The organism is Streptomyces sp. NPDC060064 (assembly GCF_042736455.1).
Taxonomy (GTDB): domain Bacteria; phylum Actinomycetota; class Actinomycetes; order Streptomycetales; family Streptomycetaceae; genus Streptomyces.
The window spans coordinates 77,311-96,788 of record NZ_JBHWWF010000019.1 but is presented as its reverse complement, the minus strand read 5'-3'; the positions used below and the strand labels follow the sequence as shown (position 1 = coordinate 96,788).

Below are 19,478 nucleotides of genomic sequence, written 5' to 3'. Positions count from 1 at the left end.
GACTGAGGCGCCGTCGGCGGCCGCGCGGCATTCCTTGTCGGCTTCCCCGGAGGAGCGGGTCAGTTGCCGGGGTGGGCGGTTGCCCAGCCGTGTTCGAGAAGGGCGAAGACCTCGTCGGCGGCGCGCCGCGGGTCGGGGTGCCGTCGAATGAGACCCCGGGCTTCCAGCGCGAAACGGGCAAGGGCGGCGCTGGTGACGTCGGCTTCGGGGGCGCCGACCTCCTCGGCGATGGCTCGTGCCACGGCCTCTTCGTGACGCATCCACATGCGATGGGCGTAGTCGCGCAGCGCCGGGGTGTCCTCCACCATGCGCATGAACGCGGCGGATCGCGGGTCCGCGGCGGAAGCCTGCATCAGCAGGACACGCTCGCGCAGGGCTTGCGGGATCGACTGTCCGGGGGCGCGTTCGCGCACCGCGGCGACGAGTGCCGCTTCGAGGTCGTCGTCCTGGTCGAAGACCAGCGCCTCCTTGCTGGGGAAGTGCTTGAACAACGTGGTCACCGACACGTCGGCGGCGTCGGCGACGTCCTTGACGCCGACCTGGTCGTAGCCGCGGTCGAGGAAGAGCTGGAGGGCGGCGTCGGCCAGGGACCTTCGGGTCTGGGCCTTCTTGCGCTCGCGGCGCCCGGTCGGTTCGGTCACCGGCACACCGTACCCCGAAGTGCACCCACTATGAAAGTGTAGTCATTGCACTTATTTAGCGAGTGTGCTTTCTTGGTCGCAGCGCGCCGGACCTCCCGGCGACTCGCCCACCTCCCGAGGGAGAGCCCCATGAACTCCGCCAGTGACCCCCGCGTCGCAATCGTCGGCGCCGGCCTCGGCGGCCTTGCCTGCGCCCGTGTTCTGCAGCTCCACGGCCACTCCGTCACCGTCTTCGAACACGAGGCGTCCGCCGACGCCCGCCTTCAGGGCGGCACTCTCGACATGCATGCCGGCACCGGACAGGTCGCGCTGCGCGCCGCGGGCCTGCTCGACCGGTTCCGCGCCCTGGCCCGACCCGAAGGCCAGGAGTGGCGCCTGCTCGACCCCGCCACTGCCACGGTCCTGTCTCAAGAGGAGCCCGGCGACGCCGACGACGACAGGCCGGAGATCGACCGAGGCCAGTTGCGCGGTCTTCTCCTCGAATCCCTCACGGCGGGCACCGTCCGGTGGGACCGCGGCGTCAGCGGGGTCGACTTGCTCGGGGACGGCAAACGCCGCCTTCTCTTCAGCGACGGCACCACCGAGGACTTCGACCTGATCGTCGGCGCCGACGGCGCCTGGTCACGTGTCCGCCCGGCCCTGTCGGACGCCACGCCCGGCTATACCGGTGTCACCTTCGTCGACATCGGCTTCGACGACTGCGACACCCGCCATGCCGCTCTCTCGCGGCTGGTCGGCGACGGCACCATGATGGCGAAGGCCGGCAGCAAGGGCCTGTTCGCCCAGCGCAACAGCAATAGCCACATCCGCGCCTACATCGCGTTCCGTGCCCCGGAGAACTGGCATAGGACCGCCGGCCTGGACCTTGGTGACACGGCGGCCGTGCGCAAGCACCTGCTGACGGTGTACGAGGGCTGGGACGAGAGCCTGCTCCATCTCCTGCGGTACAACGACGGCGAGTTCGTCAACCGGCCTCTGTTCGCACTGCCCGTCCCACACACCTGGGAGCACGTACCCGGCGTCACCCTGCTGGGCGACGCCGCACACCTGATGCCCCCTCTCGGGCTGGGTGCCAACCTCGCCATGCTCGACGGCGCCGACCTCGCCCACGCCCTCGTCACCGAACCCGGCCTCGACGACGCCGTCCGTGCCTACGAGAGCGTCATGCTGCCGCGCTCGGCCGAGGCCGCCAAGGGCTGCGCCGAGGGACTCGACCACCTCATACCCCCGGCGGACTCCTGAGCAAAGGTCCGCCGGTTTCTGCCGGGCCGCACCAGCGCCACCGGGCAGGGCATGGAGCCCAACGCCGCCCGGAGTCTCCACTGAACCAACTCTGGAAACGTGTTCCGCACTCTCCACGACGTCCTCATACCCAAGGATGTGACTAATCAAATTCTTGAGTATGATGCGGTGGCGGACGAGGAAGGGAAGGGCCGCTCGATGGCCTTGCGACATGCCGTGCTGGCGGCGCTGCTGGACGGCGAGTACAGCGGATACCAGCTGGCGAAAGCGTTCGACATCGGCGTCGCGAACTTCTGGCACGCCCTGCCCCAGCAGCTGTATGCCGAGCTGACCAAGCTGGAGCAGGAAGGGCTGGTCGCGGGTCGACAGGTGATCCAGGAGGCCCGGCCCAACAAGCGTCTGTTCACGGTCACCGACGCCGGTCGCGCCGAGCTGGAGAAGTTTGCCGCAGGCGTATCGAAGCCCTCGTTCATCCGCGACGATCTGCTCGTCAAGGTCCAGGCCGCCGACCGCATCGGCACCGCGCCGGTGATCGAACAGCTCGAAGAGCGAGCGTCCGCGGCCGAGGCCAAGATCGAGCTTCTGGGCAAGCTGCTGCGGCAGATGCGCGGCGCTGCGGACGAGGAGGAGTTCCTGCGCCGCGGCGAACGGATCGGGCCGTACCTGACGTGCCTGCGCGGCCTGGCCTTCGAGCAGGGCCACCGGGACTGGTGCCTGCGGATCGCGGCGGTGCTGAGGGAAAGGCGGACGACTCATGCCGAACGGTGAATACCAGCGCTACGTCGCCCTGGGCGACAGCCAGACCGAAGGGCTCGGCGACGGGGACGACATCATCGGCCTACGCGGCTGGGCCGACCGGCTCGCCGAGCACCTCACGGCGGTCAACCCCGGGCTTCGGTACGCCAATCTGGCCGTACGAGGACGTGTCGCCGGCCAGGTCCGCGCTGAACAGCTGGGGCCCGCACTGGCCTTGCGCCCCGACCTGGCCACCGTCGTCGCCGGGGTCAACGACCTGCTCCGGCCCCGGTTCAACGCCGCAGAGGTGGCCGGGCACCTGGAAGAGATGTTCGCCGCGCTCACGGCCGCCGGGGCTCAGGTGGCGACCGTGACCTTCCCCGACGTGGGGAAGATCGCGCCCCTTGCCCGGCCGATCAGGTCCCGCGTGTTCGACCTCAACACCCGCGTCCGCGCTGCGGCCGCCCGTCACGGGGTCGCCGTAGCCGAAACCGGCCGGCAGGCCATCTCCACCGACCCACGGCTGTGGAGCGCGGACCGACTCCATGCCGGCCCCGTGGGCCACGAGCGGATCGCCGCAGCCGTTGCCCAAGCCCTCCACCTGCCCGGCAGCGACGATGCCTGGACGCTCCCCCTACCGCCACATACGATCCCCGCGGGCCGGCAAACCGCAGGAGCCGAACTGCGCTGGGCGGCCGCATTCCTCGGCCCCTGGCTCGGGCGCCGTCTGCGCGGGCGGTCCTCCGGCGACGGCCGCACCGCAAAACGCCCCCAGCTCCTGCCCCTGAGCGCGACGCCCGGCTCCCCCGCAGACACCGGTCAACGGGAATCTTCGTAGGGACTGCGGCCAGGCCGTTGGTGTGCTTCTACTGCCGGCGAGCAGGGGTGGCGGCAAGCGCGGCCCATGCTCAACTGACGGCTCCGGTACGGGCGTACCGGCCCGGGGTGATGCCCACGACCCGCTTGAAGTGCCGGGTGAGGTGGGACTGGTCGTAGAAGCCGGCGGCGGTCGCCACCTCGCCCGGCGGCTGTCCGTCGAGCAGCAGACGGCGGGCCAGGTCGACGCGGCGGGACGTCATGTACTGGTGCGGGGCGATGCCGAAGGCGCCGCTGAAGGCACGTACGAGGTGGGTGGGGTGGGCGTGGACCAGGCGCGCGGCCTCTTCCAGGGCGATGCCTTCAAGCAGTCGTTCGTCGAGGAGGTCACGCAGGCTCTGGGCGACGCCGCCGTCGAGCCCCGCGCTGCCGAGGGCCGGCCCGGGGCGCAGATGCCGGCGCAGTCGCTCGCTGATGAGGGCCAGACGGCTCTCCGCCTCGAACTCGTCGCCCCGGTTCGCGAGGGCTGTGTGCAGTTGTCCGACGCGTCTGCGCAGGACGGGCTCTGTGAGGTCCGGGCCGTCCACCGCCGGCCCGATGAAGCTCTCGTCCAGCTGTGTCATGTCGAGGTAGAGCACGCGCTTGCGGAAGCCCTGAGGGGTGGCAGGTGAGCCGTTGTGCGGGACCTGTGGTGGGAGCAGGCTCACGGTGTCGCTCGGGGTGCCGCGCTCGTAGCGGTCCAGGTCGTAGCGGACCGCACCGTCGTCGACGATCAGCAAGGTCCAGGCGTCGTGGACGTGCATGGGGTACGCGTGCTCGGTGAAGTGGGCGTGGAAGACCTCGACGACACCCGCGACCGGCGGGCGCCAAGCGGAGATCTCCTGCCGGGTCGTCACGCAAAGAACGTACAAGACGGAGAAGGCGTGCACCCTGGAGTCTCGAAGCATGAGAACCGAGGATGAGACCGAGGCGGGGGCCGTGGCGGGGGCCGTGGCGGGGACTGTGGCCGGGGATGAGAACGTTCCTGTGCGCTTCGACACCAAGATCGCCGTCCTGCTGCGCGACGACCTTGAGTCCTGGCAGCGGCTGAATGTGACCGCCTTCCTGGTCAGCGGGCTCGGCACAGCGTCACCCGAGGTGATAGGCGAGCCGTACACGGACGCCGACGACACCGCGTACCTGCCGATGTTCCGCCAGCCCGTGCTGGTCTTCGAGGGGACGAAGGAGACACTGACCGCCGCGCACGGTCGTGCGCTGTCCCGCTCGCTGCCGAGGGCCGTGTTCACGTCGGATCTGTTCAGCACGGGCAACGACCGGGACAACCGGGCGGCTGTACGGGCTGTGCGCAAGGACCAGCTCGATCTGGTGGGGATGGCCGTTTACGGACCCCGCAACGCGGTGGACAAGGTCCTCAAGGGCGCGCGAATGCACCCCTGAGCGACTTCAAATCTCGCCGATCCCGATCCCGATCCCGATCACCGGCACTCGGGCGGCTGAGCGCCTTCCACGGAGCGGAACGACGCTGTTGACGACCTCGGCATCGTCGGGGGAGACAGGTCAGGAACGCGGTCGGCCGGGTTGATCGGCTTGCGCCGCGTTCTTCTCCTTGATGCGCGCCGCTTCCTTCCGGACCTCGGCCTGGGTGGCGCGTTCCCGCTGCAGCCACTCGGGACTGTCCGTCTTCAACGCGTCGATCTGCTCGGTGGTGAGGGCCTCGGTGACTCCGCCACGCGCGAGCCCCGCGATGGAGATGCCCAGCTTCGCCGCGACCACCGGCCGGGGATGCGGGCCGTTGCGTCGCAGTTCCAACAGCCACTCGGGCGGATCGGTCTGCAGCGCATTCAACTCGTTGCGCGAGACGACACCCTCCTGGAACTCGGTGGGGGTGGCCTGGAGGTACACACCCAGCTTCTTCGCCGCGGTCGCGGGCTTCATCGTCTGGGTGGTCTGGTGCGACGTCATGGTGTCAAGAGTATCGAGCGTGTGAGCTACCTCCGACCACGACCGGTAACCTGGCGGAGTGACAGGCTCGGAAGTACCCCCTTCATTCCGGCTCGCTTATGTCCCGGGCGTGACGCCGACCAAGTGGGTGCGGATCTGGAACGAGCGACTGCCCGAAATCCCACTGACCCTCGTCGCGGTGTCCGCCGCCGACGCACCCGAGGTGTTGCGGGGCGGCGGCGCCGACGCGGGTTTCGTGCGGTTGCCGGTCGACCGGACGGACCTCAGCGCGATCCCCCTCTACACCGAGACCACGGTGGTAGTGGTCCCGAAGGACCACGTCGTGGCCGCGGTCGACGAAGTGTCCGTCGAGGATCTGGCCGACGACATCGTGCTGCATCCCCTCGACGACTCGCTCGACTGGGAGCGTCTGCCGGGACAGCCCGCGAACGAACGGCCCGCCACGACGGCGGACGCCATCGAGCTGGTGGCGGCAGGAGTGGGGCTGCTCGTCGTCCCGCAGTCACTCGCCCGCCTGCACCACCGCAAGGACCTCACGTATCGGCCGGTCTCGGATGCCCCCGAGTCGCGCATCGCGCTGTCCTGGCCACAGGACGAGACCACCGAACTGGTGGAGGACTTCATCGGGATCGTCCGCGGGCGGACCGTCAACAGCTCACGGGGTCGCTCCCCGGCCCCGGCACCGGCCCAACCGAAGCCGAAGCGTCCCGCTACAGGCGGCGCACGGCGGAAGCCCGCAGCCGGCAAGTCGACCGGTTCGACCGGCAAGAGCCCACGGAGTGGTTCCGGCGGCGCCAAGGGCGGCAAGCGCGGCAAACCTCGCCGCCGATCGTAGCCCCGGCGTCGCACATTCGTGGGCTCCGCGCCGGCCCGCCGGCCCGAAGACTGCCAGGGGGCCAGTTGCGGTTCTGTCCCGCAAGTGCACCGGGCCTGCGGCGACTTGACCTGGGCGGCACTGTGGGTGGCGGGACCGTCGGAGACGGCGCTCCCACCGGACTGCTCCTGCTCCTTGTCCTGAGTCCCTGCGGACTGCCCCTGGTCGGGGGCGCTCTGGTCGCCCTCCTGAATGTTGTCCCGGTCCGGACCGCTGGTGTTCTCGCCCGGGTCGGAGGTGTCCGTTCGACGGCATCGCGGAACTCGTCATCGCCGACGACGGGCGAGGCATCCCGCAAGCCGATCGGCAACGCGTCATCGACCGCCTCACCCGCCTGGACGACGCACGCGCGACGGACACCGGCGGCAGCGGCCTCGGCCTCGCCATCGTCCATGACATCGTCACCGCCCACCACGGCAGCACCCACGTCGAGGACCACGCCCCCGGCGCGCGCCTCCTCGTACGCCCCCGCCTCCACCAGCTGACCATCTTTGGCCGCGCCCGTGTCGATCCGGCCGGAAGCCGTTCGTATAGAGGGTGGGAGACCGGCACGGGGCCGGCCTCGAACTCCAAGGAGAGACGCCATGAAGCACTACCTGCTCAGCGTGATCCAGCCGTCGTCCGCAGAGAAGCCCGCGCCGGAGGTGCTGGAAGAGATCAGGCGGGAGCTCGACGTCTTCCATCAGGAACTGAAGGCCGCCGACGCATGGGTCTTCGCCGGAGGGCTGCACGACCCGAGCACGGCCACCGTGGTCCAGGTCAAGGGCGGCGACGCCCTGATGACCGACGGCCCGTACGCCGAAGGCAAGGAGCACATCGGCGGGCTGTGCATCGTCAAGGCGCCCGATCTGGACTCCGCGCTCGAATGGGGCCGTAAGGCCGCCCGCGCGACCACGCTCCCGATCGAGGTACGGCCGTTCCTGGGCGAAGCCGCGGAGTGACACCCGATATGCCTGCCGGCACCGTCGCGGAGATCGAGCGCGTGTTCCGTGCGGAGTACGGGCGCGCGGTAGCCGTCCTGGTCCGCCGCTTCGGCGACATCGAGATCGCCGAGGAGGCGGTCCAGGACGCGTTCGCCGCGGCGGTGGAGCGGTGGCCGGCCACCGGACTGCCGCCGAGCCCGGCCGGCTGGATCATCACCACGGCCCGCAACCGGCTGATCGACCGCCTCCGCCGGGAAGCGTCCCGCGAGGACCGGTACGCCCAGGCCGCACTGCTGCACGCCGTCGACGAACCGGCCGAGGAGGATCCTGTGCACGACGACCGGCTGCGCCTGATCTTCACCTGCTGCCACCCCGCGCTCGCCACCGCGTCCCAGGTCGCTCTGACGCTTCGGCTGCTGGGCGGGCTGACCACCGCGGAGATCGCGGGCGCGTTCCTGGTGGCTGAGCCGACCATGGCCCAGCGGCTCGTCCGGGCCAAAGGCAAGATCCGCGACGCCCGGATCCCCTACCGGGTCCCGAAGGACGCCGATCTCCCGGACCGACTCCGGCCGGTGCTGGCCGTCGTCTACCTCATCTTCAACGAGGGCTATACGGCCAGCTCGGGCGAGCGGCTGGTGCGGGAAGACCTCTGTGCGGAGGCCATCCGCCTCGGACGCCTCCTTGCCGAGCTCATGCCCGACGAGCCCGAGGTCAAGGGGCTGCTCGCGCTCATGCTGCTCACCGAGTCGCGCCGGGCCGCCCGCACCACGCGGGACGGCGGCCTGGTGCTGCTGACCGACCAGGACCGCGGTCTGTGGGACCACGATCTCGTCGCCGAGGGCCAGGCCCTGGTCCGGCAGTGTCTGAGGCGCGGTCGGCCCGGCCCGTACCAGATCCAGGCGGCGATCAACGCCGTCCACAGCGACGCACCGGTCGCGGCCGCCACGGACTGGTCGCAGATCCTGCGGCTGTACGACCAGCTGCTCGCGCTCGCCCCGAGCCCGGTCGTAGCCCTCAACCGCGCCGTCGCGGTGGCGGAGGTCGAAGGCCCGGGGGCGGGACTGGCCCTCGTCGACAGTCTCGACCTCGGCGGCTTCCATCTCTTCCACGCCGTCCGGGCCGATCTGCTGCGGCGCCTGGGCCGCGACAGCGAGGCGGCACTCGCGTACGAGGCAGCGATCGCCCGCACCGAGAATTGGGCCGAGCGTGACTTCCTGCGGCGCGGTCTCGAGTCGCTGAACCGCGCCTGACCGCTCGACCGTGGCCGACGACTGCCCCGTCAGCTACCCGCTTGGTGCATGCCCGCGGTCACCACCGCGGTCCCGGCGGCCGGTCGGAGGACGGCGATGTTCAGCCCTGCGTTGTCGATGTCCCACATCGGACGCAGCACACCCTGCCCGGGGATCGGGGTGCTCCGTGCCCCGGGCAGGAGCCGCAGCTCGGCGCGGAGGAACCCGCGGCGCAGCACGCTCTGCCGCCACCGGCACCAGGTCGCTGTACGGTCCTGGCTCAGCTGACGGGCGGCTTCCCCGAGCAGCCAGGTCTGCGGCATGGCGGAGATCCTGGACCGGGCGAAGGCATCGGAGGCAGGGGGCAACGGAGGCACCGGGCGGAGGTGCGGGCACGGTCAGGCGGCCGCCTCCAGGCGCAGGCTCCAACGGCCCGCCCGGCCGGTCAGGGTGACCGTCGACAGCGGGCGGACGTCCACGTTCCAGTACGCCGAGGGCGGCATCCTCAGCGCGTACACCAGCGCCGCCCGTACGACGGCCGGCTCGGCGACAGCGACGATGGCACCGACGTCCTCGGCGGGCCTGGTGTCCAGCCAGCTCCCTATGCGCGAGATGAACGCGAGCAGCGGCTCGCCGCCGTGCGGCGCGGAGCGCGGGTCGGCGAGCCAGGCGTCGACGGCGTCCGGCTCCCTGGCGGTCACCTCCGCGAACGTGAAGCCGCGCCAGCGGCCCATGTCGCAGTCGCGCAGTGCCGGCTGGGCGATCGGCGCGAAGCCGAGCGCGTCGCCGGTCGCCCGGCTGCGGGCGGTCGGCGAGCAGTAGCGCAGCTCGGCGACGTTCAGCGGCACGAGGGCGTGCGCGGCGAGCTGCATCTCGTGCCAGCCGGCCTGATCGAGCGGCCGGTCGTCGTCGAAGCGCTCGGCGAGCAGGGTGGAGCTGCGGGCGGCAGCGACCAACGTGATCCGGACACTCATGGCGTGATGGTGGTTGCGAAAGCCGCGCAGGTCAAGAGGTCACTGATGGCCGAGCGACATCCAGTTCCCGGGGTGCTGGAGGGCCTGGAAGCCGATCTTCTCGTAGACGCCATGGGCATCCTCGGTGGCGAGGAGGATACGGCGCAGCCCGCACGGGGCGAGGTGATCGCGGGCGGCGGCGACCAGCGCGGTGCCGAGCCCCTTGCCGCGGGCGGCCCGGTCGACGTACACATCGCAGAGCCAGGCGAAGGTGGCGTGGTCGGTGACGACACGGGCGTACGCGACGAGCTCACCCGAAGTCGTCTCGTACGCCGCGAAGTTGAGCGAACCGGCGATGGCCCGGTCCTGCTTCTCACGGCTGCGGCCGAGCGCCCAGTAGGCATCGGTGGAAAGCCAATGGTGGATGCGGGCGGCGTCCAGGCGGGCGGGGTCGGTGGAGATCGTGTACGTGCCGAAGGTCGTCTCGTTCATGGCGGGAGGCTCGCAGGCCCGGGGCCGTTCGGTCGAGCTGTTTTCGCGCGGGCGCGGCAGGAGCGTTGTCAGTGGCGGCTGCGATGCTCGGATCATGACTGGGACGACTGCTGCCGACTATCTGTGGTTCGGCGAAGACTTCGACGACCTGGCCGAGGCGTACTGCATCACGCTGGTGCGCGGACTCTCGCCACAGACTCTGCTCGCGCGCCTCGGGGCTGAGGAGGAAGTGCGGGTTGCCGGGGTCCAGGGGCTGGTCGAGCCCGCGTACGACGCCTGGGACACCCACGACGGCGACCGGTTGTTCGTGGGGGTGACCGCCGTCGCCGACTGGGCGCTGATGGTCGAGCCCAACGGCTATCTGGGGATCACCGACGAGGCGGTGGCACCGATATCGCGCGGGACGACGGTCGTCTCGCACTTCCGGAACATCAATGCCGTCGACCACTTCAACTGGTACGAGGACGGCGAACTGCGCCTCCACTTCGAGCCACTGTTCCCCTACGGGCGCGACGGCAGCGATCCCGACGGCCTCGTCGGCACCATGCGGAAGGTGGGCTTCGATCTCAGCGAAGAAGACGGCCGCGACTACGAGTTGCACACGGAAGCTGCCTTCGCGCTGGCCGAGCGGATCACGGGGGTACTACTGACGCCGGAACTCCTCAGGACGGCGGAGTTCGTGTGCGGGACGGCGCCGCTGCCGGCCCGCTGACAGTCTCGCGGCCCGGCACCAGCACCTCGTCGCACGCGGTCCGCAGCCGCCGTACGCCCTCGGCGATCTCGGCCGGTCCCGCCACGCCCGCGAAGCTCAACCGCACGTGTCCCGCAGGGGGTTCGGCGCAGAAGTACGGGCGGCCGGGTGCGACGGCGACGCCCGCGCGCAGGGCCGCGGAGAGCAGTGCGGCCTCGTCCGCGCCGTCGGGAAGCCGCAGCCAGAGGTGGTAGCCGCCGGACGGGATGTGGGGCAGGGCCAGTTCGGGCAGGTGCCGCAGCAGGGCGGCGGTCATGGTGTCCCTGCGCGCCTTCAACTCCGCGGCCACCGTGCGGAGATGACGGTTCCAGGCGGGTGCGCCGACAAGTTCGAGGGCTGCTTCCTGGAGCGGGCGGGGTACGAAGAAGTTGTCGACGACTTGGATGGCGCGCAGCCGTTCCATGACGGGTCCGCGGGCGGCCAGCATCCCCACCCGCAGGCTCGGCGATGTCGCCTTGGTGAGCGAGCTGACATGGACGACGACGCCGTCGTGGTCGTCCGCGGCGAGCGGCCTGGGCAGCGGGCCCGCGTCCTCGTGGACCAGGCGGCGCGCGAAGTCGTCCTCGACGACGAAGGCGCCTGCCGCGCGCGCGATGCGGAGCACTTCAGGACGGCGCTCGGGCGCGAGCACCGCTCCGGTCGGGTTCTGGAAGAGCGGCTGGCAGACGAAGACCCGGGCACCGGTGGCTTGGAAGGCCGCGGCGAGCAGTTCCGTACGTACGCCGCGGGCGTCGATCGGGACCGGCACGGGCCGCAGTCCGGCGGCGCGGGCGATCGCCAGCATGCCCGGATAGGTGGGGGATTCGACAAGCACGGGGGCTCCGGGCGGGGCGAGCGCGCGCAGGGCTGTGGTCAGTGCGGACTGGCCGCCTGCCGTGATCAGGACGTCGGCGGCTCCCGTGGTGTCGCCGAGACCGCGGGCGAACCACTCGCGCAGTTCGGGCAGCCCGTCGGTGGGCGGCCGGCCCCAGGCCCCGGGCCGCCGCCCGGCCCGCGCCAGGGCCGCGGCCATCGCCTGCTCCGGCTGGAGGCTGGAATGCAGATAGCCGCCGTTGAACTCCACGACACCGGTCGCCGGCGCGGCGAGGGTGGCCAGGACCCCGGAGGCGTCAACGGCGCGCGGCACCAGCTCGGTGGCCGCGTCGGCACTGAGGGTGACCTCCTGCCAGGAGGTGTCCTGGGGCGGCGGGGTGTCGGTACGGGGCTGCGCCCGGAACGCTCCGGCGCCGGGCCGGGTGACGACCAGACCCTCGGCGGCAAGCTGGGCGAGCGCGCGCGAGACGGTCACCGGAGAGACCCGGAAGCGCTCCACAAGCGCCCGACTCGACGGCAGCTTTCCACCGGGCGAGTAGCGGTCGAGCTCGCGCTTCAGCGTATTCGCCAATTCCGTCACACTGCTACGCTCATGCATGACAGCACAGGATAGCGCTACTCCCACCGCCTCGATAGCGGTCAGCAGCGGCACCCTCCAGGCCGCACTGGGCGTCCTCGCCTTCTCGCTCACCTTTCCGTCCACGGTCTGGGGCTTGGAGAGCTTCGGCCCCTGGTCCCTCGTCGCCGTACGGAGCGTGCTCGCCGCCGTGGTCGCGGGGGGTTTTCTGCGGGCGATGCGCGTGCCACTCCCCGACCGCCGCCACTGGGCAGGGCTCATGGTGGTGGCCGGCGGTGTGGTCGTGGGTTTTCCGCTGCTGACCACACTCGCCCTGCAGACCTCCACCACCTCGCACGCCGCCGTGGTGGTGGGACTGCTGCCGCTGACCACCGCCGCCTTCGCGGCCGTGCGCACCGGCCGCCGCCCGTCCCGCACCTTCTGGCTTGCGGCGCTCGCCGGGGCCGCCGTGGTGATCGCGTTCACCGTGCAGCAGAGCGGTGGTGCGGTCCAGACCGGCGATCTGTACCTCTTCGGAGCCCTGCTGGTCTGCGCGGCCGGTTACACCGAGGGCGGCCGCCTGGCCCGGGAGATGCCGGGCTGGCAGGTGGTCGGATGGGCGTTGATGCTCTGCCTGCCGCTGACGCTCACCGGATCGGCCGTTGCCCTGGCCTTCGAACCGGTGCGGCTGACGGCCCACGGCGTGATCGGGCTGCTCTGGGTCGCCGTCGGCTCGACCTTCTTCGGCCTGTACGTCTGGTACCGGGGCATGGCCTCGATCGGCATCGCCAAGGCCAGCCAGCTCCAGCTCGCGCAGCCGCTTCTCACTCTGGTCTGGTCGGTGTCCCTGCTGGACGAGCCGCTCTCGCCCGCCGCCCCGGTGGCCGCGGTCGCCGTCCTGGTGTGCATCGCGGTCACCCAGCGCGCCCGCAGCTGAAGGTGCAACTCTCGCCCCCGGCCGTAGACTCGAAACATCACCGGACCACCGCCTTCGAGGAGGTCACTCCTGATGCAAGCGAATGTGGGCGACACACTGCTGGTGCACGGCAGGACCGTGGGGCAGCACGACAAGCAGGCCGAGGTCGTCGAGGTACTGGGGGCCAAAGGCACTCCTCCGTACCGCGTCCGCTTCGACGACGGGCACGAGGCGCTGATGTCTCCGGGCCCCGACTGCGTCGTGCGCCACCACGAACAGCCTTGACTCAGCCCGGGGGACGCACCCTGGTCGGATAGTGATCGGCCACCACTCTGGCCATCGCGCCGACCGGATCAGTCATGACTTCTTTGGCCGAGAAGAAGCAGTGGCCGCGTACATCGGTGTATCCGCGCGCCAGCGTGAGGTGGCGGGACAGTTCAGCGGGGTCCTGCCAGGGTGCGGGCTGGGCGGGGTCGCCCGCCTTGTAGAGCGCCTCACCGGCGTAGAGATGGACGCCCGTGCCCCGTACGACGCTGTTCCACCAGGGCAGCAGCTTGGCGTAGTCGGCGGCGGCGAAGCCGATGTTCCAGTAGATCTGGGGGGCGATGTAGTCGATCCAGCCCTGCTTCACCCACTTGCGGGTATCGGCGTGCAGATGGTCATAGGTCTGCACGCCGGCCCGGGTGTCGGAGCCGAGCGGGTCGGTCGCGGCGTTGCGCCATACGCCGAAGGGGCTGATGCCGAAGCGGACGTTCTTCTTGGCCTTCTTGATTCTTTCGGCCATTTCGCGCACCAGCCGGTCGATGTTGTCGCGCCGCCAGGCGGCCTTGTCCGGGAAGCCCGCGCCGTAGCGGGCGTAGCTGGCGTCGTCGTCGAAGACCTGGCCGGCGACCGGATACGGATAGAAGTAGTCGTCGAAGTGGACGGCGTCGATGTCGTAGCGGTGGACGGCGTCCATCATCGCGCGCTGGACGAAGCTGCGGACCTCCGGAATGCCGGGGTTGTAGTAGAGCTTCCCGCCGTACGGAAGGACCCAGTCGGGGTGGACCCGGGCCGGGTGGTTCGCGACCAGCCGGGACGGGTCGGTGTGGTTCGCGACGCGGTACGGGTTGAACCAGGCGTGCAGCTCCAGACCGCGCCGGTGGGCCTCACGCACGGCGGTGCCGAGCGGGTCCCATCCGGGGTGCTGCCCCTGGACGCCGGTGAGGTACTGGGACCAGGGCTCGTACGGTGAGGGCCACAGGGCGTCAGCGGTCGGCCTGACCTGGAAGACCACGACGTTCAGCCGGCGGGCCACGGCCGCGTCGAGGTGGGCAAGGAGTTCCGCGCACTGCTCGGCGGCGGTGAGACCCGGCCGGGAGGGCCAGTCGCGGTTGGCTACGCTCGCTAACCACATGCCGCGGAATTCCCGGCTCGGCCCGTGCCGTCGGCGACCCGCCCGGCCGGCGGCCGGCGCGGCTGCCGCGTCCCCGGCCGTCGCCAGCGCGGCCAGCACTCCGGCCGCTGTCACGACAAACCCTCTTCTTCCGATCTGCCCCATTTGTCGCCCCCTGTGTTATCGGTGCCGGCCGCCGTATCCGCACAGCATGCCCGCCCCTGACGGTCGTGCACACCTGCATCCGGAGTAACGTCGTGGGGTCGAGGCGGGCGCCGGGCATCACACGGGGGGCCCGTCCCCCGGCCTCCCGCCGGGAGACCCCGGGCACAGGATCAGCGAAAGGCACGAGGTGACGGACTCAATGGCCGACATTGCACGCGTCGGAGTGGTGGGCTGCGGCCAGATGGGCGCAGGCATCGCGGAGGTGTGCGCCCGCAGCGGCCTCGATGTGAAGGTCGCCGAGACCACGGGCGAGGCTCTGGAGATCGGTCGCACCCGGCTCTACAACTCCCTCTCGAAGGCCGCCGAACGCGGCAAGATCACCGAGGAGGAGCGCGACGCGACGCTGGAGCGGCTGAGCTTCACCACCGACCTCGGGGAGTTCGCCGACCGCGATCTCGTCATCGAGGCCGTCGTGGAGAACGAGCAGGTCAAGACCGAGATCTTCCAGGTGCTCGACCAGGTGGTGACCCGCCAGGACGCGATCCTCGCCTCCAACACCTCCTCCATCCCGCTGGTGAAGCTCGCCGTCGCGACCTCTCGGCCGGACCAGGTCATCGGCATCCACTTCTTCAACCCGGCCCCGGTGCAGAAGCTCGTCGAGCTGATCCCGGCGCTGACCACCTCCGAGGAGACGATCAAGCGCTCCGAGGCTGTGGTCCAGAACGTGCTGGACAAGCACCCGATCCGCGCCCAGGACCGTTCGGGCTTCGTGGTGAACGCCCTCCTCATCCCGTATCTGCTCTCCGCGATCCGGATGTTCGAGTCGGGCATCGCGAGCCGCGAGGACATCGACAACGGCATGGAGCTCGGCTGCGCCCACCCGATGGGCCCGCTGAAGCTCTCCGACCTGATCGGTCTGGACACCGTCGCCTCGGTCGCGGACTCGATGTACGCCGAGTTCAAGGAGCCGCTGTACGCCGCTCCCCCGCTGCTGCAGCGGATGGTGGACGCGGGGCGGCTCGGCCGCAAGACGGGTTCGGGTTTCTACCCGTACTCATGACGGGACCGGACTCGCCACACCCGTGATGGGGTCGTACTCCTGATTCACACGGAGTGTGCGGGGCGTGCCCGCATATGCCGTGCGCACACGCTCCCGCCCTCCGACCAGGGAGAGTTGACTCGGTTCCGCTCAGTCAAGGGTCCGCTGCACAACTTTCCCGAAGGAGGAGCCAGTCCGTGACCAACGACCCTGATCATTTAGTGGTCGTCGAAGAGTTCGCTGAGTTACGCCGCAGCCTCGACGTCGGCCTCGCCCGGATAGACGGGCATCTGGCGCTGCTCGCGCAGCGCAATGGCCAGATCGACCGGGAGCTGACCGATCTGGCCGCGCGCGTCGGGGCACTTGAGCAGTCCAGGTGGCCGTTGCCCGCCGTTGCCGCGCTGACCGCGCTCGGAGCGCTGGCGGTAACGGTGTGGCAGGCGATCGGCCGATAGCCGCCGGGCGTCAGCCCAGCCGCAGATGGTGAAGCATCAGCAGCCCGGCCGCCATATTGGCGGCCGGGACCTCACCGCGGGCGATCATGTCGGGTACCAGCTTCAGCGGTATCCATTCGCGGCGCGAGGACTCGAAGTCGTCCTCCGGATGCCCGATGTACGTCGCGTCCTCGGACCAGTAGAGGTGGTGCCTGGCGTCGGTGAGGCCGTTGGACGGCTCGACGGTCAGGAGGTGCTGGAGGGGGCCCGGACGCCAGCCGGTCTCCTCCTCCATCTCTCTGGCGGCCGCGGCCGCGATGTCCTCGCCGTCCTCGACGACGCCGGCGGCGAGCTCCCAGCCCCAGCTGTTGGTGATGAAGCGGTGCCGCCAGAGCATCAGCACCTCGTTGGCCCTGTTGACCGCGGTCGCGACGGCGACCGGGCGGAGCCGGATGAGGAAGTGGTCCAAGTGCCGGCCGTCGGGGAGCTCGACATCGGCCAGGTTGACCCTGAACCAGCGGTTTTCATACACAGTTTGTTCGCTTAATTTCGTCCACTGCACGTTTCTGCCACCTTCCGACAAGTAGATGGCAATATCGCAGCAGGAGCTCGGTCAGAGGGGAACGCGCAGTGCCCCGTCGATGAGTTCGGCCGCCTCGTCGGCGTTGGTGCAACCGCTCGCCACGAGATGCTCGCGTACCGCCCGCAGCCGGTCCCGGATCCGCTGCGACTCCATCCCCTTGGCCCGCTCCACCATCTCCGCCGCCGTCTGCGCCGCCCGGTCCACCTCGCCCTGGCGCAGCTCGATCTGGCTGAGCATGGCGAGCCGGTGCACCCGGCCGCGGTCGTGCGCCGGAGTGTCGACGGCCGCCGCGGCATGCTGCCGTGCCGCCGTCAGATCACCGAGGCTGAGCAGGGCCTCCGCCACCTGGACATTCACCAGGCCCGGCTGGACATAACCGGTCTCGTCCGGCTCGTACCCCGGACGGATCCGCTCCGCCTCCAGCTCCGCTCGCCGGATGCACCGCAAGGCGCTGCTGCCGTCGCCGAGATGGGCGTACGCCTTCGCCTGCATCGCGTACAGATCGGCGGCCAGCGCCGGAGTGAGCTGCCGTCCCGCGGCTCGCAGCGCCGCCTCCGCGAAGGCCACCGCCTGCCGGTGCTCCGCCATGAACAGCGACTGGTTGACCAGCAGCGCGATCACATACGCGCCAAGTCCCCGGTCCCCGCTGGCCTTTGCCAGCCGCAGCGCCTGGTGGAAGTAGCGCTGGGCGAGGCCATGCGCGTTGGAGTCGTAGGCGCAGATGCCGGCCACGGACACCAGACCGCCTGTCGCGCGGTGCAGTTGGCGGCCGAGAGCGTCGCTGTAGCCACCACGGAGCAGCGGTGCGGTCTCGGCGTTGAGGAAGCCGACGATGCGGGCGCGGGTGGCTATGCCGCCCGCCTTCCGGTACATCAGCTCGTAGTGCGCACGGGCGGCGCGCAGCATCTTTATGTCGGCCATGCTGACGCGTGTCTGCCCCGAGCGTGAGACGTCCGAGTCCTCCGGCGGGTTCTCCCACTCCCATACGGGCATGACGGCGGGGGTGCCGGTGACCGCGGGCGCCTCGATGATGTGCCGCCGCTGCTGTTCGTCGGAGCGCCACATCGCGGTGGCCCGCTCCACGAAGCCGGAGAGCGGCGAGCCCGGTTGTGTGACGGACTCGCCCGGCACTCCGAGGCCGATGTCGCCGAGGACGATCGCCCGGTGCAGCCGGCCGGCGAGCACCTCGCAGATCAGGTCGGGCACCTGGCCGCGCGGACGCTGGCCCTTCAACCAGCGTGCTACGGCAGTGTGTTCGTACCGCAGTGCCAGACCTCTTGCCCGGCCGGCCTGGTTGACCCGGGCAGCAAGGCCCGCGTTGGAGATGCCCGCCTCGTCGAGCAGGGCGTCGAGCAGGGTATTGGGCTGCATGTGCCCCTCCGGTGGCTCGTTGGGCTCAGCCTAGTGGAGGGCGATTCGCACGGGGTGTGAACCAAGTGCCCTCATCCGTGCCCCGCGCGCTCTGCCGCCACGTCGCCCGCACCGGTTGACTGGGGTGCCTCTCATAGAGGCGGCCGGGCCGTCGGCTCCCCCTCGTACAGTGCGACGGCCCCAGAATGCGTCGTCTGCCCTGCTGATCTGCCCGACACTCCGCGGCAGGGCGGGCGGCGCCGGCCGCATGGCAATCCCTTGGTTGCCGATCGCTGCACATGGCTGCAGATGGCTAGCGATTGGAGGGTTCCGGCCGGGTACGGCGCAGGGCGGCATCTCCGGACTGCGCCGGTACCCGCGCGCGGTCGTTACGCAGCACCAGGAGTGCCACATCGTCGGCGAGACGACCGCCGGTGTGACGCAGCAACTCCGAGTGAACGGTGGCGATCACGGCGGCGGGCGACACCGGCGAGGCGAGCGCGGCCTCGGTGAGCACGGCCTCCAGACCGAAGAACCTCCCCGCCGCGTCACGGGCGTCCGCCACCCCGTCCGTGTGCAGGAACAGCGCCTCGCCGGACCGCAGCCGGGCACACCGGCGGACCGGCAGCTCGGCCGGCAGCGGGAACAGACCGAGCGGTGGCAGCGGGTCCGCACAGGCGAGCGGTTCGGCCCGGCGGCAGAGCCGGTAGGGCCATGGATGACCGCAGTTCAGCGCCAGTACGCCACCGTCCTGCCCGATCTCCAACAGCAGTACGGTGACGAAATCCTCCGCCACCGGGCAGTCCGGCTCTCCCCCGCCGGCCGCCGGATGCTCCTCCCGCGCCCGCTCCCGCAAATGCCGATGGATCGCCCGGTCCAACCGCCGCAGCACACCGCCCAGTTCGGGCTCGTCGTAGGCGGCCTCCCGGAAGCTGCCGAGAACCGCGGCCACCGCCCCGATCGCGGGCAGCCCGTGCCCGCGGGCGTCGCCGATGACGATACGCACGCCGTACGGGGTGGCCACGGCCTCGAACAGATCACCGCCGACCGCGGCGCCGCGGCTGACGGAGAGCTGGCCCGCGGCGAGGGTGAGTCCGGCGACACGGGGCGGCAGCGGCCGCAGCAGCACCCGCTGGGCGGCGTAGGCGATTTCGCGGACCCGTTCGAGCTCGCGGTTCAGCCCGTGCCGGACACCGAGGACAAGACCGGTGCCGACCGCGAAGAAGACGACACCGGTGACGATCCGCTGTCCGAGGCTCTCCGGCTGGGTGGACGGACAGGCGATCTTCCAGGTGAGCGCAGCGGCGCCCCATACGGCGGGAAGCACCAGAGGAAGCAGTCGCCGTACCCGCGAACTGTCGGCGCGCGCGGACCTCGCCCACCGCGAGGCGGGCAAGGGACCTCCACCGGACCTGATACGGATCATGCGGATGGTCCCCTCATAGGCCCTGTCCGGCACGCAGGCAGGCCCGCACGGCCGGGAGATTCTGTCGATCGACCGGGCCCGGAAGGGACAACGCCCCACGTTCTCACCCAAATGAGTGAGGGGCGGGGCCCCGGGGGCGCGCGCGGCCCCCAAAACAAAAGGAACGGGGACCAACCCCCCCCAGACCCGCACAAAAAAAAAAA

General features: G+C 70.6%; 23 protein-coding genes and 1 pseudogene. 13 read left to right on the top strand and 11 right to left on the bottom strand.

Features of this window, described 5'->3' with window-relative positions; genetic code table 11:
- Nucleotides 1-59 precede the first annotated feature (59 nt).
- Nucleotides 60-641, bottom strand: coding sequence for a TetR/AcrR family transcriptional regulator (locus ACFWDI_RS22870; RefSeq protein WP_385306398.1), 582 nt, complete (start codon nt 639-641; stop codon nt 60-62).
- Nucleotides 642-770: 129 nt separating this feature from the next.
- On the opposite strand from ACFWDI_RS22870, the gene ACFWDI_RS22865 reads away from it, so the two are divergent.
- The 3 genes from ACFWDI_RS22865 to ACFWDI_RS22855 all read left to right on the top strand — a co-directional run bounded on the left by ACFWDI_RS22865 (nt 771) and on the right by ACFWDI_RS22855 (nt 3,456).
- Entirely contained in the window at nt 771-1,883 is a 1,113-nt protein-coding gene (locus tag ACFWDI_RS22865) for an FAD-dependent oxidoreductase (RefSeq protein WP_385306396.1), read from the top strand.
- 198 nt (nt 1,884-2,081) lie between these two features.
- Nucleotides 2,082-2,651 (top strand): PadR family transcriptional regulator, encoded by a 570-nt coding sequence (locus ACFWDI_RS22860; RefSeq protein ID WP_385306482.1) that lies wholly within the window; start codon nt 2,082-2,084, stop codon nt 2,649-2,651.
- Complete coding sequence (locus ACFWDI_RS22855) at nt 2,638-3,456, top strand: SGNH/GDSL hydrolase family protein (protein ID WP_385306395.1); 819 nt, start codon at nt 2,638-2,640, stop codon at nt 3,454-3,456. The genes ACFWDI_RS22860 and ACFWDI_RS22855 overlap by 14 nt, the downstream gene beginning before the upstream one ends.
- Nucleotides 3,457-3,526: 70 nt before the next feature.
- Here the strand turns inward: ACFWDI_RS22855 and ACFWDI_RS22850 are convergent, their stop codons facing one another.
- Complete coding sequence (locus ACFWDI_RS22850) at nt 3,527-4,381, bottom strand: AraC family transcriptional regulator (protein ID WP_385306394.1); 855 nt, start codon at nt 4,379-4,381, stop codon at nt 3,527-3,529.
- Between ACFWDI_RS22850 and ACFWDI_RS22845 the strand changes: the two genes are divergently transcribed.
- On the top strand, nt 4,380-4,871 hold the full coding sequence (locus ACFWDI_RS22845) for a DUF2000 family protein (RefSeq protein ID WP_385306393.1): 492 nt from the start codon (nt 4,380-4,382) through the stop codon (nt 4,869-4,871). The genes ACFWDI_RS22850 and ACFWDI_RS22845 overlap by 2 nt on opposite strands.
- A 120-nt stretch (nt 4,872-4,991) precedes the next feature.
- On the opposite strand, the gene ACFWDI_RS22840 is transcribed toward ACFWDI_RS22845, so the two are convergent.
- Nucleotides 4,992-5,396, bottom strand: coding sequence for a DUF5997 family protein (locus ACFWDI_RS22840; RefSeq protein ID WP_385306392.1), 405 nt, complete (start codon nt 5,394-5,396; stop codon nt 4,992-4,994).
- A 58-nt stretch (nt 5,397-5,454) separates the two neighbouring features.
- Between ACFWDI_RS22840 and ACFWDI_RS22835 the strand changes: the two genes are divergently transcribed.
- The 4 genes and pseudogenes from ACFWDI_RS22835 (at nt 5,455) to ACFWDI_RS22820 (ending at nt 8,443) form a co-directional block, all read left to right on the top strand.
- Nucleotides 5,455-6,231 (top strand): LysR substrate-binding domain-containing protein, encoded by a 777-nt coding sequence (locus ACFWDI_RS22835; protein ID WP_385306391.1) that lies wholly within the window; start codon nt 5,455-5,457, stop codon nt 6,229-6,231.
- A 187-nt stretch (nt 6,232-6,418) separates the two neighbouring features.
- Nucleotides 6,419-6,730: pseudogene (locus ACFWDI_RS22830) on the top strand (ATP-binding protein); the annotation flags it as partial.
- Nucleotides 6,731-6,854: 124 nt separating this feature from the next.
- The gene (locus ACFWDI_RS22825) at nt 6,855-7,211 is read left to right on the top strand and encodes a YciI family protein (protein ID WP_362679179.1); all 357 of its coding nucleotides are present in this window, start codon (nt 6,855-6,857) and stop codon (nt 7,209-7,211) included.
- A gap of 8 nt (nt 7,212-7,219) precedes the next feature.
- Entirely contained in the window at nt 7,220-8,443 is a 1,224-nt protein-coding gene (locus tag ACFWDI_RS22820) for an RNA polymerase sigma factor (RefSeq protein ID WP_385306390.1), read from the top strand.
- Nucleotides 8,444-8,472: 29 nt separating this feature from the next.
- Here ACFWDI_RS22820 and ACFWDI_RS22815 read toward each other — a convergent pair whose 3' ends face one another.
- From ACFWDI_RS22815 to ACFWDI_RS22805, 3 genes are all read right to left on the bottom strand, one after another.
- Complete coding sequence (locus ACFWDI_RS22815; RefSeq protein WP_385306389.1) at nt 8,473-8,745, bottom strand: hypothetical protein; 273 nt, start codon at nt 8,743-8,745, stop codon at nt 8,473-8,475.
- 75 nt (nt 8,746-8,820) lie between these two features.
- Nucleotides 8,821-9,396 (bottom strand): histidine phosphatase family protein, encoded by a 576-nt coding sequence (locus ACFWDI_RS22810; protein WP_385306387.1) that lies wholly within the window; start codon nt 9,394-9,396, stop codon nt 8,821-8,823.
- 39 nt (nt 9,397-9,435) lie between these two features.
- A complete protein-coding gene (locus tag ACFWDI_RS22805) occupies nt 9,436-9,867 on the bottom strand; it encodes a GNAT family N-acetyltransferase (protein WP_385306385.1) in 432 nt (143 codons plus the stop codon).
- Nucleotides 9,868-9,961: 94 nt separating this feature from the next.
- Here ACFWDI_RS22805 and ACFWDI_RS22800 point away from each other — a divergent pair, with 94 nt between their 5' ends.
- Nucleotides 9,962-10,579 (top strand): DUF6461 domain-containing protein, encoded by a 618-nt coding sequence (locus ACFWDI_RS22800; protein WP_385306384.1) that lies wholly within the window; start codon nt 9,962-9,964, stop codon nt 10,577-10,579.
- Here the strand turns inward: ACFWDI_RS22800 and ACFWDI_RS22795 are convergent.
- Nucleotides 10,530-12,029: a PLP-dependent aminotransferase family protein gene (locus tag ACFWDI_RS22795; RefSeq protein WP_385306382.1), complete on the bottom strand. Its 1,500-nt coding sequence runs from the start codon at nt 12,027-12,029 to the stop codon at nt 10,530-10,532. The genes ACFWDI_RS22800 and ACFWDI_RS22795 overlap by 50 nt on opposite strands.
- Between ACFWDI_RS22795 and ACFWDI_RS22790 the strand changes: the two genes are divergently transcribed.
- Nucleotides 12,028-12,924, top strand: a complete 897-nt coding sequence (locus tag ACFWDI_RS22790) for a DMT family transporter (RefSeq protein WP_385306380.1) — start codon at nt 12,028-12,030, stop codon at nt 12,922-12,924. The genes ACFWDI_RS22795 and ACFWDI_RS22790 overlap by 2 nt on opposite strands.
- A 72-nt stretch (nt 12,925-12,996) precedes the next feature.
- On the top strand, nt 12,997-13,188 hold the full coding sequence (locus ACFWDI_RS22785; protein ID WP_385306378.1) for a DUF1918 domain-containing protein: 192 nt from the start codon (nt 12,997-12,999) through the stop codon (nt 13,186-13,188).
- Between the two features lies 1 nt (nt 13,189).
- Here the strand turns inward: ACFWDI_RS22785 and ACFWDI_RS22780 are convergent, their stop codons facing one another.
- Entirely contained in the window at nt 13,190-14,443 is a 1,254-nt protein-coding gene (locus ACFWDI_RS22780; protein WP_385306376.1) for a glycoside hydrolase family 10 protein, read from the bottom strand.
- A gap of 199 nt (nt 14,444-14,642) precedes the next feature.
- On the opposite strand from ACFWDI_RS22780, the gene ACFWDI_RS22775 reads away from it, so the two are divergent.
- Both ACFWDI_RS22775 and ACFWDI_RS22770 read left to right on the top strand, forming a co-directional pair.
- The gene (locus tag ACFWDI_RS22775; RefSeq protein WP_385306374.1) at nt 14,643-15,503 is read left to right on the top strand and encodes a 3-hydroxybutyryl-CoA dehydrogenase; all 861 of its coding nucleotides are present in this window, start codon (nt 14,643-14,645) and stop codon (nt 15,501-15,503) included.
- A gap of 176 nt (nt 15,504-15,679) precedes the next feature.
- Nucleotides 15,680-15,937 carry a hypothetical protein gene (locus ACFWDI_RS22770; protein ID WP_385306373.1) on the top strand — a complete coding sequence of 86 codons (258 nt, stop codon included), beginning with the start codon at nt 15,680-15,682 and terminating at the stop codon, nt 15,935-15,937.
- 10 nt (nt 15,938-15,947) lie between these two features.
- On the opposite strand, the gene ACFWDI_RS22765 is transcribed toward ACFWDI_RS22770, so the two are convergent.
- The 3 genes from ACFWDI_RS22765 to ACFWDI_RS22755 all read right to left on the bottom strand — a co-directional run bounded on the left by ACFWDI_RS22765 (nt 15,948) and on the right by ACFWDI_RS22755 (nt 19,275).
- Nucleotides 15,948-16,478 (bottom strand): NUDIX domain-containing protein, encoded by a 531-nt coding sequence (locus tag ACFWDI_RS22765; protein ID WP_326648690.1) that lies wholly within the window; start codon nt 16,476-16,478, stop codon nt 15,948-15,950.
- A 51-nt stretch (nt 16,479-16,529) separates the two neighbouring features.
- Nucleotides 16,530-17,870: a transcriptional regulator gene (locus tag ACFWDI_RS22760; RefSeq protein WP_385306372.1), complete on the bottom strand. Its 1,341-nt coding sequence runs from the start codon at nt 17,868-17,870 to the stop codon at nt 16,530-16,532.
- A gap of 292 nt (nt 17,871-18,162) precedes the next feature.
- On the bottom strand, nt 18,163-19,275 hold the full coding sequence (locus ACFWDI_RS22755; protein WP_385306370.1) for a PP2C family protein-serine/threonine phosphatase: 1,113 nt from the start codon (nt 19,273-19,275) through the stop codon (nt 18,163-18,165).
- Nucleotides 19,276-19,478 lie beyond the last annotated feature (203 nt).